This window comes from Serratia sp. 3ACOL1 (assembly GCF_003668775.1).
Classification (GTDB): domain Bacteria; phylum Pseudomonadota; class Gammaproteobacteria; order Enterobacterales; family Enterobacteriaceae; genus Chania; species Chania fonticola.
On sequence record NZ_CP033055.1, the window covers coordinates 374,959 to 391,280 of the forward strand.

At 55.0% G+C, this 16,322-nt stretch carries 16 protein-coding genes; 7 read left to right on the forward strand and 9 right to left on the reverse strand.

Annotation, left to right across the window (positions count from 1 at the left end):
* Positions 1 to 160: 160 nt before the first annotated feature.
* The 3 genes from aroG to D9980_RS01865 all read left to right on the forward strand — a co-directional run bounded on the left by aroG (position 161) and on the right by D9980_RS01865 (position 3,805).
* Positions 161 to 1,216 carry a 3-deoxy-7-phosphoheptulonate synthase AroG gene (gene aroG, locus D9980_RS01855; RefSeq protein ID WP_021180323.1) on the forward strand — a complete coding sequence of 352 codons (1,056 nt, stop codon included), beginning with the start codon at positions 161 to 163 and terminating at the stop codon, positions 1,214 to 1,216.
* A gap of 365 nt (positions 1,217 to 1,581) precedes the next feature.
* Positions 1,582 to 2,760: a YjgN family protein gene (locus D9980_RS01860; RefSeq protein WP_121606218.1), complete on the forward strand. Its 1,179-nt coding sequence runs from the start codon at positions 1,582 to 1,584 to the stop codon at positions 2,758 to 2,760.
* 10 nt (positions 2,761 to 2,770) lie between these two features.
* The gene (locus D9980_RS01865; protein WP_121606219.1) at positions 2,771 to 3,805 is read left to right on the forward strand and encodes a M48 family metallopeptidase; all 1,035 of its coding nucleotides are present in this window, start codon (positions 2,771 to 2,773) and stop codon (positions 3,803 to 3,805) included.
* Between the two features lie 50 nt (positions 3,806 to 3,855).
* Here D9980_RS01865 and gpmA read toward each other — a convergent pair whose 3' ends face one another.
* The 9 genes from gpmA to modE all read right to left on the reverse strand — a co-directional run bounded on the left by gpmA (position 3,856) and on the right by modE (position 13,085).
* The gene (gene gpmA / locus D9980_RS01870; protein ID WP_024483132.1) at positions 3,856 to 4,608 is read right to left on the reverse strand and encodes a 2,3-diphosphoglycerate-dependent phosphoglycerate mutase; all 753 of its coding nucleotides are present in this window, start codon (positions 4,606 to 4,608) and stop codon (positions 3,856 to 3,858) included.
* 283 nt (positions 4,609 to 4,891) lie between these two features.
* On the reverse strand, positions 4,892 to 5,230 hold the full coding sequence (locus D9980_RS01875; protein WP_024483131.1) for a PsiF family protein: 339 nt from the start codon (positions 5,228 to 5,230) through the stop codon (positions 4,892 to 4,894).
* Positions 5,231 to 5,417: 187 nt separating this feature from the next.
* On the reverse strand, positions 5,418 to 6,461 hold the full coding sequence (gene galM, locus D9980_RS01880) for a galactose-1-epimerase (RefSeq protein WP_121606220.1): 1,044 nt from the start codon (positions 6,459 to 6,461) through the stop codon (positions 5,418 to 5,420).
* Positions 6,455 to 7,606 carry a galactokinase gene (gene galK, locus D9980_RS01885; RefSeq protein WP_121606221.1) on the reverse strand — a complete coding sequence of 384 codons (1,152 nt, stop codon included), beginning with the start codon at positions 7,604 to 7,606 and terminating at the stop codon, positions 6,455 to 6,457. The genes galM and galK overlap by 7 nt, the downstream gene beginning before the upstream one ends.
* The gene (gene galT / locus D9980_RS01890) at positions 7,606 to 8,655 is read right to left on the reverse strand and encodes a galactose-1-phosphate uridylyltransferase (protein ID WP_121606222.1); all 1,050 of its coding nucleotides are present in this window, start codon (positions 8,653 to 8,655) and stop codon (positions 7,606 to 7,608) included. Before galT ends, galK begins: the two co-directional genes overlap by 1 nt.
* Before the next feature lie 263 nt (positions 8,656 to 8,918).
* Positions 8,919 to 9,737 carry a CPBP family intramembrane glutamic endopeptidase gene (locus D9980_RS01895; protein WP_024483129.1) on the reverse strand — a complete coding sequence of 273 codons (819 nt, stop codon included), beginning with the start codon at positions 9,735 to 9,737 and terminating at the stop codon, positions 8,919 to 8,921.
* 303 nt (positions 9,738 to 10,040) lie between these two features.
* Positions 10,041 to 10,613 carry a cysteine hydrolase family protein gene (locus D9980_RS01900; RefSeq protein ID WP_121606223.1) on the reverse strand — a complete coding sequence of 191 codons (573 nt, stop codon included), beginning with the start codon at positions 10,611 to 10,613 and terminating at the stop codon, positions 10,041 to 10,043.
* Between the two features lie 120 nt (positions 10,614 to 10,733).
* A complete protein-coding gene (gene modF, locus D9980_RS01905; RefSeq protein WP_121606224.1) occupies positions 10,734 to 12,203 on the reverse strand; it encodes a molybdate ABC transporter ATP-binding protein ModF in 1,470 nt (489 codons plus the stop codon).
* Between the two features lie 90 nt (positions 12,204 to 12,293).
* Positions 12,294 to 13,085, reverse strand: coding sequence for a molybdenum-dependent transcriptional regulator (gene modE / locus D9980_RS01910; protein ID WP_121606225.1), 792 nt, complete (start codon positions 13,083 to 13,085; stop codon positions 12,294 to 12,296).
* A gap of 179 nt (positions 13,086 to 13,264) precedes the next feature.
* Between modE and D9980_RS01915 the strand changes: the two genes are divergently transcribed.
* From D9980_RS01915 to modC, 4 genes are all read left to right on the forward strand, one after another.
* Positions 13,265 to 13,408, forward strand: a complete 144-nt coding sequence (locus D9980_RS01915; RefSeq protein ID WP_024483125.1) for an AcrZ family multidrug efflux pump-associated protein — start codon at positions 13,265 to 13,267, stop codon at positions 13,406 to 13,408.
* A 149-nt stretch (positions 13,409 to 13,557) separates the two neighbouring features.
* Positions 13,558 to 14,331, forward strand: a complete 774-nt coding sequence (modA, locus tag D9980_RS01920) for a molybdate ABC transporter substrate-binding protein (protein ID WP_121606226.1) — start codon at positions 13,558 to 13,560, stop codon at positions 14,329 to 14,331.
* Positions 14,328 to 15,017: a molybdate ABC transporter permease subunit gene (modB, locus tag D9980_RS01925; protein WP_024483123.1), complete on the forward strand. Its 690-nt coding sequence runs from the start codon at positions 14,328 to 14,330 to the stop codon at positions 15,015 to 15,017. Before modA ends, modB begins: the two co-directional genes overlap by 4 nt.
* On the forward strand, positions 15,018 to 16,124 hold the full coding sequence (modC, locus tag D9980_RS01930; protein WP_024483122.1) for a molybdenum ABC transporter ATP-binding protein ModC: 1,107 nt from the start codon (positions 15,018 to 15,020) through the stop codon (positions 16,122 to 16,124). It abuts the gene before it with no gap.
* Positions 16,125 to 16,322: the final 198 nt, after the last annotated feature.

A 16,322-nucleotide genomic window follows, 5' to 3' on the forward strand; every position in this document is an offset into this window, starting at 1 on the left:
CGTTACTTAGCTCATTATAGGCGTCCTTGGTAGAGAGCTGAATATTTGCCGGTAGCGATTATGGGATCTAAAGGTGATTTACAGCGCCAGCCTCACAAGCTAGATTGGTAAAATCTACTCTACGCGCTGTGCGATACACCCGATACCGAATGGAAAAGTGATGAATTACCAAAACGACGACTTACGTATTAAAGAAATCAAGGAACTCCTGCCGCCAGTGGCCCTGTTGGAAAAGTTTCCGGCTTCGGCTCAGGCAGCAGAGACGGTGTCACTGGCTCGCCAATCGATCCACAACATCCTGCGTGGCAATGACGATCGCCTGTTGGTGGTGATTGGGCCTTGTTCCATTCACGATACCAAAGCGGCGAAAGAGTATGCCGCGCGCCTGATGACCCTGCGCCAGGAGCTCAACGGTGAGCTGGAAGTGGTGATGCGGGTCTATTTCGAAAAACCACGTACCACCGTTGGCTGGAAAGGGCTGATCAACGATCCGCAGATGGATAACAGCTTCCAGATTAACGAAGGCTTGCGCCTGGCGCGTAAGCTGCTGCTGGATATCAATGACGGCGGCTTGCCTGCTGCCGGTGAGTTCCTGGATATGATCACTCCGCAATACCTGGCAGATTTGATGAGCTGGGGAGCTATCGGCGCACGTACCACGGAATCCCAGGTGCATCGTGAACTGGCTTCTGGCCTGTCTTGCCCGGTGGGCTTCAAAAACGGCACCGACGGCACCATCAAGGTCGCGATCGATGCTATCAATGCCGCTGGCGCACCGCACTGTTTCCTGTCCGTCACCAAATGGGGTCATTCCGCGATTGTTAACACCAGCGGCAATGGCGACTGCCACATTATTCTGCGTGGCGGCAAAGAGCCAAACTACAGCGCGGCCCATGTGAAAGAAGTGAAAGAGGGTCTGGCCAAAGCGGGCTTACCTGCACAGGTGATGATCGACTTCAGCCACGCCAACAGCAGCAAGCAGTTTAAAAAACAGCTAGAGGTGAACGCGGACGTTTGCCAGCAGCTGCGTGGTGGTGAAAAAGCCATTATCGGGGTGATGATCGAAAGCCACCTGGTGGAAGGAAATCAAAACCTGGAAAGCGGCGAGCCGCTGGTTTACGGCAAAAGCGTTACCGATGCCTGTATTGGCTGGGAAGATACCGAAACCGTACTGCGCGATCTGGCCGCAGCGGTGAAGGCGCGCCGTAGCCGATAAGCTAACCGTGTTTGTGGCCCTGCAGCATTGCTGCGGGGCCAAGTTTAGTGTGGTTTTAAGAAATTCCTCTTGCAACAATAACACCAGAATAAAATCTGACATTATACTAATTTTGTAGAGCTTTCCTCGTTCAGCTGGGCCTTTTCTGATGATAATAAGTTGGTGTTACCGGCCATACTTTTTATTTACAGGAAACATCTTATTTGGTCCGCCGCTGTTTTCATCTCGCGCAACTGTTACTAGTCAAACACAATTTGCTCTTGCCGCGCGGTATGATTATGATGATGCGTTTTTTACAACCAAAATACCCAATCTAAAAATAAGGGCATGATGGTGAATGACTTTAATTTCAGGATGAATAGCTGATGGAAAACAATAGTTCTCGGCATCAAATTTATTTTCGTGGTACAGGTGGGGAGTATTTCGCAATCTGGCTGGTTAACATATTACTGACGGCTATTACGTTGGGAATATACTCAGCTTGGGCAACGGTGCGTCGTCGTCGTTATTTTTATGGCAATACCGAATTGAATGGCGACCGCTTTGATTACCACGCGCAGCCAATGCAAATCCTCAAGGGCCGTCTGCTGGTGATCGGCGCCGTGATCCTGTTCTATATTCTTTTATTTATCAACCCATTGCTTGGCATGATTGCCATGCTGGCACTCCTTGCGTTGATCCCTTGGATTATTATCCGTAGCTGGCGTTATAACGCGATTATGTCTAGCTATCGTGGTGTTCGCTTCAATTACTTATGCCAAACCGGGCGCGCCTACTGGGTATTACTGTTCTGCCCGATACTGCTAGTGATTGGTCTGTATGCGGTTATGATCGTATTGGGTGTGATTGGCAGCAGTCTGGGCAGCCCGACTGCGATCATTGTGTTGGCAGCTATTACGGTCATCCTGTTTGTGCCGATGCTGGCCGCAATCAATGGTATCCTGGCGACCCTGCAACATGATCTGTATGTGAACAACCTGCGTTTTGGCACTTCACCATTTGTGGCCAAATTCAAGAAAGCAGAGTTCATTAAGATTGCGCTGTTCAGCCTGCTGATCTTCTTGCCATTCCTGGTCATCGCCTTGGTATTGGTTGGCTCGTTCTTTGTCAGCTTATTCCAAATGGCGCTGTTTGGCGGTATGTCCGATGCAATGCTGCAAGCCCAGATGGCAAATAATATTGGTAGCCTGTTCATGATGATGTTGGTGCTGTTGCTAGGTGTGATGGTGTCCAGCAGTTATATGGTTGTCGCTCAGCGTAACTACGTGTTTAACCAAACCACCTTGCAAGGTGAGGTTAAACTGCGTTCTTCCATGCAGACTCTGCCGTATATGGGACTGTTGATCACCAACAGCCTGATCACCGTGTTCTCATTGGGCCTTGCAGCCCCGGTGGCCCACGTACGTCATGCTCGCTATATTGCTGAGTCAACTCAGGTTGAAGGCGATCTGTCGCTATTGTCGGTACAGGCTCATCACGATACGGCTAATACCGCTATCGCTGAAGAAGCCGTACAGGCGCTCGATCTGGGCACCAGTTTTTGAGTAAAGACTGATGATCCTTGAAGGACACTATCAGTGCCCTGGCCGGGCCGCCCAACAGGCGGCCCGGCTGCTGTTAAACGATATGGGCGATGGGGTAACGCTGCAATATGATGGCGAACATCGCTATTTTTCTTTAGCGCAAATTACCGTTTCCGAGTCATTGGGTCGCATTCCGCTGACCCTGACCTTCCCAGACGGTGGCCGGTTTGTGCCCGCCGACGATGCGTCATTCCGCCAGTGGTTTTATCAACGCCGTTCACCGGGGTTGGTGCACCGCTTAGAGCGTTATAAGCGTGGCGTGTTGCTGACGTTGTTGCTAACCGTTCTGTTGACCCTGGTTTATGTTTTCCTGGTTCTTCCTTGGGCGAGCAGTGAAATCGCCATGCGCATTCCTACCGCGGCCGAGCAGAAGCTGGGTAAACATACGCTCGATTTCCTGCAAACCAGTGGTTTCAAGCCGTCGCAATTGCCCACCGAGAAACAGCAGGCAATACAGAAGCTATTCCTACAGGTGATGCCGGAGCAGATGCGGCACGAGCGCACTCCGCTCAAGTTAAAATTGCTGGCGGTGCCAGAGGTTGCCAATGCGTTCATGTTACCTGACGGGACTTTGGTGATCACCGACGATCTGGCCAAGTTGGCGACCAATGACGACGGTCTGGCTGCGGTGATGCTCCATGAAATGGGGCATCATGCGTACCGTCATCCCATGCGCATGGTAGTGCGTTCATCCCTGGTGGCACTGACGTTTATGTGGATGACCGGCGATGTCAGTGGCATTGGTGATACCTTGCTGCAATCAGCCTCATTTATGCATGAAATGCAGTTCTCCCGCAGCGTGGAGCGTGAGGCAGACGACTGGGCAATCGCAGAAATGCAACGCCAGGGGCGTTCGTTATTGGCGATGGAAGATCTTTACCGTGCATTGCAACAGGCGGCAAGTACGTCAACCGTGGCACTAGAGGTGCCGGAGTGGTTAAGTACCCATCCAGAGATGCAGGCGCGTTTGCAGGCTATCGAAGCGGCCAGGATCAAAGAGCAATAAAAAAGCCCCCGGCTCAACACCGGGGGCTTGTTGCTTTTTAGGGGCGAAACTTACTTCGCTTTACCCTGGTTGGCGACGGCCGCAGCTTTGGCTGCAATCTCATCGGCATTACCCAGGTAGTAACGCTTGATTGGCTTGAAGTTCTCATCGAACTCATACACCAACGGCACGCCGGTTGGGATGTTCAGCTCGAGGATTTCGTCTTCGCTCAGGTTATCCAGATATTTCACTAGCGCACGCAGGGAGTTACCGTGAGCCGCGACGATCACGCGCTCGCCGCTCTTGATGCGTGGCAGGATCTCTTCGTCCCAGTAAGGGATAACGCGATCGATGGTCAGCGCCAGGCTTTCGGTCAGCGGCAACTCTTTGTCGCTCAGCGCCGAATAACGCGGATCGTGACCCGGGTAGCGCTCATCTTCTTTGGTCAGCTCTGGTGGGGTGACTGCGAAGCCGCGGCGCCATTGCTTGACCTGCTCGTCACCGTATTTTTCTGCGGTTTCAGCCTTGTTCAGACCCTGCAGCGCGCCGTAATGGCGTTCGTTCAGCTTCCAGGACTTTTCGGTAGGCAGCCAGGCCTGGTCCAACTCGTCCAGAATGTTCCACAGAGTGTGGATAGCACGCTTCAGTACGGAGGTGTAAGCGAAATCGAAAGAGAAGCCTTCGTCTTTCAACAGCTTGCCCGCTGCTTTTGCTTCGGTACGGCCTTTGTCGGACAGATCGACATCATACCAACCGGTGAAGCGGTTTTCGTTGTTCCACTGGCTTTCGCCGTGGCGCACCAGAACCAGCTTAGTTACAGCCATAGCTTAACTCCTTAATAATCTGAAGGTTTAATGATAACGAATATCATTATATTCCGCTGCTACTTACTCGGCAATCGATATACCCGTGAATATATCCACTAAAAGTCGAGGGTTTCGTACGACATGCGACATTGTCTAACCCTTACTGCCACTGGGCATAGTGTTAACCATAGCCAATTTTTGGCCGCAAGGTAAGAGGGGGGCAAAGGAAAAAGCTGAATCGTTCAGGCTGGTCGAAGGGCGCGAATGAGAGCTATTCACTCGCGCCACAGCGTTAATGCGATCAGGCGGTTTTTTTCAGGCAGCTACTCATGAAGGTTTTGCGCTCGTCACCTTTCAGGCTCTTTTTAGCGGCGTCGGCATTACAGTCTTTCATCTTCTGCTGCTGCGGCGTCAGGGCCTTCTCGGTATGGTGGCCTTCGGCCTTCAGGCAGGTGCTCATGAAGGTGGTGCGGTCAGAACCTTTCAGCGATTGGGTGGTAGCCTGTTGATTACAATCGGTCATGCGTTTTTGCTGGGCAGCCTGCGCCGGAGAAGGCGTTTTTGCTGCAGTGTCGGCAGCCATCAGGTTGGTGCTCAGCAGTAAACCTGCCAGTAATGGAAGTGCAGTGATCAGACGCATTAGGTGTTCCTTCAGCTATTGAACGGCCAGCAGGCCGAAAATTGTGATATCACTCACGGACTTGTGCATACCACGGTAGCCTGATTCTAGTGCGGGGATGGCAATAAGGAAAGGTAACGGCCTGGGGGTGCAATGTAAGCAATTATAACAATTACGCCCCTTACCGCATGACAAGGGGCGTGGCGGCTCAGATAGGAATAAGCTGATAGTGCGTTGCGCTCTGATAACGCTGGCCAGGTTGGAGCCAACAATCTGGCTGTGGCCATTCGGGGTGGTTCGGGCTGTCCGGCAGGAACTCGCTTTCTAGCGCCACCCCGGCGTAATTTTGGTAGCTACCGCCGTCACGCGCAGGTGTGCCACCCAGATAATTGCCGCTGTATAGCTGGAGCGCTGGCGCGGTGGTGAACACTGTCATCGCGACCTTGCCGTCGGCAGACCACAGGTGAGCCGCCGGGCTTGCCAACCCGTGGCAGGTATCGTGCAACAGGTAAGCATGGTCGTAACCCTTTACCCGTTGCTGATCGCGGTCGCGCAATAAATCTTGCTGCAGGGTCTTCGGCTGGCGGAAATCCATCCCGGTGCCTGCAACCGCCGTCAGATCGGCACTGGGGATGCCATCGCCATCTACGGGCAGATAACGGTCGGCGAACAGCTGCAAGCGCTGTTGTCGGGCGTCGTGGCCTGCACCATCCAGATTGAAATAGGCATGGTTGGTCAGATTGACCGGGCAGGCGCGATCGGTCTGTGCCTGATACTCAATCTCCAGCCGGTGATCGGCGGTGAGTCGATAAGTCAGCGTTACGTCGAGGTTGCCAGGGAAGCCCTGGTCGCCGTCTGGCGAATGGAGCTGATAACTCACCTGCTGCTCATCCTGCTTCACAATCTGCCAGCGGCGAGCGTGGAAGCCGTTTGGCCCGCCGTGCAACTGATGCTCCCCTTGATTGGCGATCAGCGGGTGTGGCTTGCCATCAATGTTCAGGCTGGCATGTGCAATACGGTTGGCATAGCGCCCGACCGTGGCCCCCAGATAAGCTCCCTGATGCAGGTAGTCCTGCGGGGTTTGGCATCCCAGCAGCAACTCACGTTGTTCCCCTGATTTCAAGGGCAGCACGGCGGAAAGCCAGGTTGCGCCCCAATCCATAAACGTGACCGTCATTCCCGCGGCATTTCGCAGGGTGGTGAGAATAAAGGGCTGGCCGTCTGGGGCAACGGCGGAATTATCGCTCAGCATAGGCCGGATCCTTGTGAAGCTTTGCAGACGTAGAAGGTTTCTTGCAGGCCGTTGGTTCGCAATGGATATTCGCGAGCTACCGCCGTACGTACCGACTCTACCAGATCCTGCGGCATCAGGGCCACAATGCAACCCCCAAAGCCCCCTCCGGTCATGCGCACACCGCCACGATCGCCAATGACCTCTTTAACGATCTCGACCAGCGTATCGATAGGGGGCACGGTGATGGCAAAGTCATCACGCATCGACGCGTGCGATTCGGCCATCAGTTTGCCCATCAGCTTCAGATTGCCAGCGGCCAAGGCATCGGCAGCGGCCAAGGTGCGATCGTTTTCGGTGATCACATGGCGCGCCCGTTTGGCCACGATCGGATCCAGTTCATGCATGATCGGGAAAAACAGATCCGGGCTCACGTCGCGCAGCGCCTTGACGCCGAAGAAGCGAGCTGCCGCTTCGCACTGTTGACGGCGGGTGTTGTATTCGCTGTCGACCAGGCCGCGTTTGACGTTGGAGTTGATGATCACCACCGCGACATCGGCTGGCATTGGCACCGCCCGAGTTTCCAAAGAGCGGCAGTCGATCAACAGGGCGTGGTCTTTCCTGCCCAACGCAGAAATCAGCTGATCCATAATGCCGCAGTTGCAGCCGACAAACTGGTTTTCTGCTTCCTGGCCATTGAGCGCCAGCGCTACGCCGTCCAACGGCAATTGATAGAGCGCCTGCAACACCTGGCCGACGGCCACTTCCAGTGAGGCGGAAGAGCTAAGCCCGGCACCTTGCGGGACGTTGCCGCTGATCACCAGATCGGCACCGCCAAAACTGGCATCGCGGGTCTGCAGGTGTTTCACCACGCCGCGTACATAATCGGCCCAGCGCAGATTGGCGTGGCTGACGATCGGCTCATCCAGCGAAAACTGATCCTGCTGGTTCTCGTAATCGGCGGCCAATACGCGGATCAGGCGATCGTTACGTGGAGCTCCGCTGATCACGGTTTGATAATCAATGGCGCAGGGCAGGACGAAGCCGTCGTTGTAATCGGTGTGCTCACCGATCAGATTGACTCGGCCCGGAGCCTGGATCGTCAGGGTGGGTGCGTAGCCAAAGTGTTCGGTAAACAGGGCTTGGGTAAGTTGTTTTAGACTCATTATTTCACTCCGGCTTCGCGGTAATGGATATCACTGACCGCACGCAGGCGTTCAGCGGCTTGTTCTGCGGTCAGGTCGCGTTGGGTTTCTGCCAGCATTTCATAGCCCACCATAAATTTGCGCACCGTGGCGCTGCGCAGTAACGGCGGATAGAAGTGGGCATGCAGTTGCCAGTGGCGGTTATCGGCCTGGTTGAAGGGTGCGCCGTGCCAGCCCATGGAATAAGGGAAAGAGCATTGGAACAGGTTGTCATAGCGGCTGGTGAGTTTCTTCAGCGCGATGGCCAGATCGCGGCTTTGTGCTGCACTAAGCTCGGTCAGGCGTTGTACCGGCGCTTTTGGCAGCAGCAGCGTTTCAAAGGGCCATGCAGCCCAATAAGGAACAACTGCTAACCAGTGCTCGGTTTCCACCACCGTACGGCTACCGTCGGCCTGCTCGCGCTGAGCATAGTCCACCAGCATGGGGGATTGATGCTGGCTGAAATACTCCTGTTGCAGGCGATCTTCTCGTTCGGCTTCATTCGGTAGGAAGCTGTTGGCCCATACCTGACCGTGTGGATGAGGATTGGAACAGCCCATCGCGGCCCCTTTATTTTCAAACACCTGCACCCAGGGGTAGCTGCGCCCCAGATCGGCGGTCTGTTCCTGCCAGGTGGCGATCACCTGCTCCAGCGCGGGTAGCGTCAGCTGCGGTAGCGTTTTACTGTGATCGGGGGAGAAGCAGATCACCCGGCTGGTGCCACGGGCACTTTGGCAACGCATCAGTGGGTCGTCACTTTCCGGTGCCTGCGGGGTATCTTGCATCAGTGCGGCAAAATCATTGGTGAACACGTAGGTGCCCGGATAGTCAGGGTTTTTATCACCGGTCACGCGCGTGTTGCCTGGGCAAAGGAAGCAGTCGGGATCGTGGGCTGGCAGTGTTTCCTGAGCGGGGGATTCCTGCTGGCCCTGCCACGGGCGTTTGGCCCGGTGCGGAGATACCAGCACCCATTGCCCGGTAAGGGGATTAAAACGGCGATGTGGATGATCGATAGGATTGAAATCAGGCATTGCGCTTCCTTTATCTCGCGACGGGGCTAGTTGTAATCGCTTTCACCTGCTGTGTGACCGACTTTAGCCGAGTGCATTTTGGAAAATAATGGCTAGAAGATAGCACGGTCGCGGTGAGAAAAAGGTGATCTAGCGCGAAAAATGGAATCGCTTACATCGATTGAGGCTTTAATCCGGTTGAGGTAGGTAAGGCGGTGGGGTTGGTTAAGTGGTAGCGATTACACGGCGCAGGCTGGCAGTGAAATCTGCCAGCCTGTAGGGGACTAATATTGGTAAGCCGGGTAGGTAAAGAACAGCAAATGGACCAGATTTAGCCCAAAGTGGAAGAGAATGGGCACCCATAGGCGACCGCTCCACATCCAGGCCAAGCCATAAATCACCCCCGCCAGCGTGGCAAATGCCATCATCAACGTGCCGCCAGCAAAGTGAGCGGCACCAAACAGCAGGGCGGTGATAATCAGTGCCGGATAGGCACCCAGCCACTGGCGCAAACGCTGCTGCAAATAGCCACGGAACAGCGCTTCTTCTGCCATCGAAACAAAAAACAGGTTGGCCATAATGAAAGCCAGGATCCAGGAGGGCAGGTGCAACTCAACTTTCAGCCCACCGAGCGCCACCGCCAACAGCAACACAGCAGGTACGCAGAGCACCAGGATCAGCCAGGCGCTGAGGCCTACTTGTTTGTCGGGCTTACCCGCGTTAAACAGCGTTGGCAGGCAGGCTACCAGCAGAAAGGGCACCAGTGCCTTATCGAAGTTGTAATACATGGAATACAGCGAGCTCATCGGGCCCACTTTGTCCTGATCGACCATCAATTGGTTATTGAAGCCCGGTATCAGGTGATAAAACAGCGCAATTGAGCAGGCGACTAAAAACACTTCCAGCGCGAGCGTGATGCTTCGCTGTTGGCGATAATGCTGATGAAGCCAGATGGCAATGGCGATAACAGCCAGATAACCCAGCCCGACGGGCGTCAGGATATGATGGTAAATCCCCATTGCGGCGGCCGCAGCCAATACTACCGAGGCAATCAGCCGATTAAATGGCAAAAAAAACAACGAAGCCGAAAGTACGCCCCACATGATAGCTATCCCTTTAAAATAGATACACGGCGCTCAATGCCGGAAGTCCGGCGTGTTAATGTCTGGTTAAATGAGCACTAATTGGGATAGTAGCACAAGCTAGCGCTAGTAAAGGTCGGGACAGTAGTTAATCGTGCTTATAACGACTAACTAGCTGTTTCTAATTGTGCTGCAGGAGGGAGTCATGCAGATCACCGACACGCCGTAAACCCGTCCCTGGGGGCTCGAGTCGCGCATCCATGCGCTCAACGGTGGGTTAAGCTGCATGACTCCCTCCTGTCTCAAACTTATGGTGTCGTGGTTTTAACCACGCATCCACGCCTGCGAACGTATAACCTCCCCAAGGTTCTGCAAGGTCTCCAGGCTTTGCTGGTGGATCTCTTCCGTTGGGGCGGCGCATAAATCTTGTAGCACCGTGACCTGTAAACCTGCATCGTGCGCCTGCCGGGCGGTGCTCTCAATGGCTAGCGGGGTGCTGATACCGCCCAATAACAGGTGGTGGCAGTGGTGCTGCTGTAACCAGGCTAACAAATTGTTACCGGCAAAGGCGCTAAGCCCTTTCTTTTCCAGGCACAGATCCTCGGTTTTTACCTCCAGACCGGCCAACCAATGACATCCCCCGTTGCTTAAGCGCAGCGCGCCGATATGTTTGAGCTGATTGAACAGCGGCGAGTGTCGGGGAATATCGTGGTAATTGTCGGCAAAACCGGTGCGTAACCAAATCACCGGGATTTTACGCACCCGCGCGTAGGCCGCAGCAGCATTGACGTGTGCGATCACATCACGCGTTACGATCTGTTCGCGGCAGTGATTCGCCCGCCCTTTAGGACCAGCCAGATCTTCAATCAGGTCAATAATAATCAGCGCGGCGGACATACCTTCTCCAAAAACGTCTCTGTATCCTTTAATGATAAAAGGCCAAATGTGATGCGTTATGGAGGAAGTGTTGCCGGATATGTCCCCAGGATGAGCGCTGTAGCACTCATCCCGAGTAGGTTAAGCCAGGACGTCTTGCTGATAGCGGTAGCCATCGCCTTCAGGGATGAAGGAGAAACGGTGGGTGATGCATTGCGGCGCATCTTCTGCGTGGTGTGAAACAAACAGCAACTGGGTCGAGCCCTGTTGGATCAGCACATCCACGAAGCGCCTTACCAACTGGCGGTTTAGCGGATCCAAGCCTTGCAGTGGCTCATCGAGGATCAGCAGCGCCGGATGTTTGACTAACGCCCGGGCGATCAGCGCCAGGCGTTGTTGCCCCCAGGACAGGCTTTGGAAGGGGGCATCGCCCATAGCGCCAAGCCCGAGCAGCGCCAGCCATTGCGAGGTCAACTGATGCTGACGATCGGAAACCGCCTGATAAATGCCGATCGAATCAAAGAAGCCGGACAGGATCACGTTACGCACGCTGGAGCTGACCCGGTAGTCCAGATGCAGGCTGCTGCTGACGTAGCCGATATGGCGTTTGATATCCCAGATGGTTTCCCCACTGCCGCGTCGGCGGCCAAACAGCGTCAGATCGTTGCTATAGCCTTGCGGATGATCGCCGGTGATCAGGCTGAGCAGAGTGGATTTTCCCGCCCCGTTTGGGCCGACGATCTGCCAGTGTTCACCGGGGTTAACCTGCCAACTGAGTTGGTTGAGGATGGGGCGATCGTTGTAGCTCACTACGCCATCACGCAGAACGATCAGTGGCCGATCGTCCGGCAGCCTGATGACCTGGGTGGGATCTTCGGCTTCTGGCAGCGTCAAGCCGTTGAGATTTTCACTGTGCGCCAGTTGGGCGACCAGCGCGTCGGTCATCACCTGCTCCCGTGGCCCTTGGCTGGTGAGGGTGCAATCGGCCAGCACGCCGACCTGCTCAATGAAACCTGGGATTTCATCAAACCGGTTGAGCACCAGGACCACGGTATAACCCTGCTGTGAAAGTTTGCCAAGCAGGGTGGCGAGCTGAGCGCGTGAATTGACGTCCAGCCCGTCGAACGGCTCATCGAGGATCAATAAATCGGGTTGGGCCATCAGGGCGCGACACAGCAGGGTTTTACGGGTCTCACCGGTAGAGAGATATTTGAAACGGCGCGTAAGCAGGGGCGTGATGCCAAACTGCTCGGCCAACTGTGTGCAGCGAGCGGGCTCTTTGTGCTCTTCCTGAATGATTTCCGCCGTGGTGCGGCCGGTGTCGTCTTCGTCCGCGCTGAGCAGGTCGGTATTGTTGCGCTGCCATTCATCGCTGACCAGCTTTTGCAACTGCTCAAAGGAGAGCCGTACTACGTGGCGAAAATCACTGTGGCGTTCGCCTTTCAGTAACGTCAGCTCACCGGCCAGCGCCCGGGCTAGCGCAGATTTCCCACTGCCGTTAGCCCCGACGAACGCCCAGCTATCGCCGGACTGAATATCAAGCCGATCCAGCTCCAGCGTGCGGGTATCGCTTAAACGAAATGAGCCTTGCGAAATGTGCAACGACGACATCTTCTAATCCCTATTCTGCAATGTTTCGCTTTAGAAATAGGCGCAAGCGGAAAAGATGTCAATCGGCAATACTGCAACGTGACGTTGCGTTTAACACAACGTCGCGACAATCACCCGATCGGCGTTGAACAAGGCGTGTATCGGCGTGCCGACGCTCAGTTTCAACTGCGCCAGTTCCTGGTTGCTGACGGTGGCGCACAGCGTTTCTCCGCCGTTGAGCGTCACCAGAACCTCACTGTGATCGCTACCAGGCTGAATGCTGGCAACGGAACCCGGCAGCGCGTTATCGGCCAGGCCAGTCGAAGCCGGATCGGTGCTCAGCTTCACCCAAGGCGCTTTAATCAGGGCCAATACCTCTTTGCCCGGCGTCAACTGTAGCCGGTCGGCGCTTTGCTGAGTGACGGCAGCGGTCAGGCGGGTGTGGCCGTCGGCCAGCAACAGGCTGATATGCTGTTGGACCTGCTGGTGGTCGCGTTCAATCACGGTGCCGAAAAACTGGTTGCGGGCGCTGGTTTGCAACGAGAAACGGGCGATGGCGGCCAACAGGCTGTCCAACGGCAGATGATCCTGCTGCAACACGTCAAAGGCCTTCTGCTGGATTTGGCCCAGCAGATCGTAAAGTTGGATCAGCCGCAGGCCATAACGGGTCACCTGCGCTCCGCCGCCGCCTTTGCCGCCGGTAGCACGTTCGACCACCGTCTGCTCGGCCAGTTGATTCATCTCATTGATGGCATCCCAGGCGCTTTTGTAGCTGATCCCCGCCAGTTTGGCTCCCTGGCTGATCGAGCCGGTATGCACCACTTGCTTGAGCAGCGCGATGCGGCGTGGGTCAGCGAACAGTTTCTGCTGCAGCTTTAAGGTAAGGAGGATCTCGGCCTGCATGATGGGTCCTTATAAGGCAGTAAGTCAGGCTATTGTCGCCGATTTGCCGCAAAGCGCCAACTGAGCACGTTTAGCCGGTTACAAATTTCCCGCAGTCGGTAAAATAACCGCGTTTTCGCCTGCGTTTTGGTTTACAGTGAAGCCTACGCAGCGGTTTAAAGCAGTCAAGTGAGGCTACGATGTTAGAATTATTGAAAAGTCTGTTGTTTGCCGTGGTAATGGTGCCGGTAGTGATGGCCATTATTTTAGGCTTGATTTATGGCTTGGGCGAGGTGTTTAACCTCTTCTCCAAAGTTGGCCATCCTAAAGAAAACCGCAGCTAATCCCCCTCCCAAATGCCCGCTGAGCTCTCTTGGCGGGTATTTCTCAAGTTATCTCTCGCTTTGCCGATAAACCGCATGACAATCGTTCTCGCTGCGTTATATTATTTTTTACATAGCGATGTGATGAGAGTTAACTTGCGGAGAAAACAATGAAACAGCAATGGATTAACTGGGTTGGCGGTGTGGCATTGGCTTGCGGGCTGGTGGCACAGGTTTCTGCGGCGGAGAAAATCACCGTGTTTGCCGCAGCCTCGCTGACCAACGCCTTACAAGATATCGCCACTGAATATCAGAAAGGCAAAGACGTCGAAGTCGTCTCCTCTTTTGCTTCCTCCTCAACGCTGGCACGCCAGATTGAGCAAGGGGCACCTGCGGATATGTTTATCTCTGCCGATCAGCAATGGATGGATTACGCCATCGATAAGCAGCAGATGGTGAAAGATACCCGTTATACCCTGTTAGGTAACGAACTGGTGCTGATCGCCGCCAAATCGGCCAAACAAGATAAAATCACTATCAACAAGCAAACCGACTGGGCCAAATTGCTCAACGGTGGCCGCTTGTCCGTAGGCGATCCGGATCATGTTCCTGCGGGCATCTACGCCAAAGAAGCGTTGCAGAACCTGGGGGCATGGACCACGCTGGAACCGCGGCTGGCGCGGGCTAATAACGTGCGCGGCGCCATGGCCATGGTTGAGCGTGAAGAAGCCCCGCTGGGCATCGTTTATGGCTCTGACGCCGTGGCGAGCGACAAGGTCAAAGTGATTGCCATCTTCCCGGAAGACAGCCACAAGCCGGTTGAGTATCCAATGGCCATCGTTAAAGATCACCAAACGCCAGCCGTGACGGCTTTCTACGATTACCTGAAGACACCGGCCGCTGCGGCTATCTTCGAACGTTATGGATTCACCCCGCGTAAATGATATTAAGTGAGTATGAATGGCAGGCGGTCGAACTGAGCCTGAAAGTCTCCAGCCTGGCGGTGATCTGCAGTTTGCCGCTGGGTATTTTGATGGCCTGGATCCTGGTTCGCTGCAATTTCCCCGGTAAATCGTTGTTGGATAGCATTATTCATCTGCCGTTAGTCCTGCCACCGGTGGTGGTGGGCTATCTGCTGCTGATCGCCATGGGGCGGCGTGGCTTTATCGGCGAATGGCTGTACAACTGGTTTGGTTTCAGCTTCAGTTTCAGCTGGCGTGGTGCTGCCTTGGCTTCGGCGGTGGTGGCATTCCCGCTGATGGTGCGTGCTATCCGCATGTCGCTGGAAGCGGTGGATACCCGTTTGGAACAGGCAGCCCGCACCTTGGGCGCCAATCCGTGGCGGGTGTTTTTCACCATCACCTTACCGCTTTCGCTGCCCGGTGTGATCGTTGGCGTGGTGCTGGCCTTTGCCCGCTCTTTGGGCGAGTTTGGCGCCACCATCACCTTTGTTTCCAATATCCCAGGGGAAACTCGTACCATCCCGCTGGCAATGTATACCCTGATCGAAACGCCAGGGGCCGAGGCGGCAGCAGCGCGTTTGTGCGTGATTGCCATCGTGTTGGCACTGGCTGCTTTGATGGTTTCCGAATGGCTGGCCCGCTGGGGCCGCAAGCGTATGGGCTTATAGATGTTAGAACTGGATTTCTCCCAGCAGCTTGGCGATCTCAATCTCAACGTGCAGGCTAATCTGCCGGCTCAGGGGATCACCGCGATCTTCGGGCTTTCCGGGGCCGGTAAAACCTCCTTGATCAATGCCATCGGTGGCCTGACGCTGGTGCAGCAGGGGCGTATTGTGCTTAATGGTCGCACGCTGGTGGATACCGCCAGCGGTGTCTGTTTGCCACCGGAAAAACGCCGGGTTGGCTATGTTTTCCAAGATGCGCGCCTGTTCCCACATTATCGGGTACGCGGCAATCTGCAATACGGTATGGCGGCCAGTATGCGCGGCCAGTTTGACAGCATTGTCGAACTGTTGGGGATTGCGCCGTTGCTGAACCGCTTGCCTTTGACCCTCTCCGGCGGAGAGAAACAACGCGTCGCGATTGGTCGGGCGCTGCTGACCGCGCCGGAACTGTTGCTGATGGATGAACCGCTGGCCTCGCTCGATATGCCACGCAAGCGTGAGTTGTTGCCGTATCTGGAGCGACTGGCGCAGGACGTCAATATCCCCATTCTCTATGTCAGCCACAGCATGGACGAGATTTTACGCCTGGCAGAGCAGGTGATGGTGTTGGATCACGGCCAGGTGCGGGCGTACGGCGGGTTGGAGGAGGTTTGGGCCAGCAGCGCGCTGCGGCCTTGGCTACAACGTGAAGATCAGAGTAGCGTGTTGAGCGTTAGCGTGATTGAGCATCACCCGCGCTATGCCATGACCGCGCTGGCATTGGGCGATCAGAGGCTGTGGGTCGGCGGTATTGAAGCGCCGGTGGGCAGCCAAATGCGTATTCGTATCAACGCCGCCGACGTTTCTTTAGTGCTACAACCGCCAGCCAACAGCAGTATCCGTAATATTCTGCCCGCCAAGGTAGTGGAGTGTCTGGATGTGGCAGGGCAGGTTGAGGTGAAGCTGATGGTCGGGGAAAACATCCTCTGGGCGCGCATCACCCCATGGGCACGTGACGATCTGGCTATCAGGCCCGGCCAGTGGCTGTATGCACAGGTCAAGAGCGTGTCGATCAGCCGTGATGGCCCCTCACCCCAACCCTCTCCCACAGGGCTGAGGAATCCCCACTAATTTTTTCTTAGTGGTTTCAGAGAATTAGAGCGAGTGTTTTACGATCAATCTGTTCCATTTTGTTCGTAAATTGGCAGTGAGAGAATGACGAACCACTTCTTCTCGTCTGCTTGAGGCTGTTTTTTAGTCCGTTTTTGGGTAAAAAACAGCCTATTTCTCGTCTCAATTTTTCTGGGGATTCCTCAGCCCACAGGGAGA

Bases quoted from the DNA above. Each gene is read 5' to 3' on its own strand.
- galT (WP_121606222.1), bottom strand. From the start codon at position 8,655: ATGCCTGATTTCAATCCTATCGATCATCCACATCGCCGTTTTAATCCC.
- galM (WP_121606220.1), bottom strand. From the start codon at position 6,461: ATGCTGAGCGATAATTCCGCCGTTGCCCCAGACGGCCAGCCCTTTATT.
- D9980_RS01865 (WP_121606219.1), top strand. From the start codon at position 2,771: ATGATCCTTGAAGGACACTATCAGTGCCCTGGCCGGGCCGCCCAACAG.
- modA (WP_121606226.1), top strand. From the start codon at position 13,558: ATGAAACAGCAATGGATTAACTGGGTTGGCGGTGTGGCATTGGCTTGC.
- D9980_RS01915 (WP_024483125.1), top strand. From the start codon at position 13,265: ATGTTAGAATTATTGAAAAGTCTGTTGTTTGCCGTGGTAATGGTGCCG.
- D9980_RS01875 (WP_024483131.1), bottom strand. From the start codon at position 5,230: ATGCGTCTGATCACTGCACTTCCATTACTGGCAGGTTTACTGCTGAGC.
- aroG (WP_021180323.1), top strand. From the start codon at position 161: ATGAATTACCAAAACGACGACTTACGTATTAAAGAAATCAAGGAACTC.
- modE (WP_121606225.1), bottom strand. From the start codon at position 13,085: ATGCAGGCCGAGATCCTCCTTACCTTAAAGCTGCAGCAGAAACTGTTC.
- D9980_RS01895 (WP_024483129.1), bottom strand. From the start codon at position 9,737: ATGTGGGGCGTACTTTCGGCTTCGTTGTTTTTTTTGCCATTTAATCGG.
- modF (WP_121606224.1), bottom strand. From the start codon at position 12,203: ATGTCGTCGTTGCACATTTCGCAAGGCTCATTTCGTTTAAGCGATACC.
- gpmA (WP_024483132.1), bottom strand. From the start codon at position 4,608: ATGGCTGTAACTAAGCTGGTTCTGGTGCGCCACGGCGAAAGCCAGTGG.
- D9980_RS01900 (WP_121606223.1), bottom strand. From the start codon at position 10,613: ATGTCCGCCGCGCTGATTATTATTGACCTGATTGAAGATCTGGCTGGT.
- galK (WP_121606221.1), bottom strand. From the start codon at position 7,606: ATGAGTCTAAAACAACTTACCCAAGCCCTGTTTACCGAACACTTTGGC.
- D9980_RS01860 (WP_121606218.1), top strand. From the start codon at position 1,582: ATGGAAAACAATAGTTCTCGGCATCAAATTTATTTTCGTGGTACAGGT.
- modB (WP_024483123.1), top strand. From the start codon at position 14,328: ATGATATTAAGTGAGTATGAATGGCAGGCGGTCGAACTGAGCCTGAAA.
- modC (WP_024483122.1), top strand. From the start codon at position 15,018: ATGTTAGAACTGGATTTCTCCCAGCAGCTTGGCGATCTCAATCTCAAC.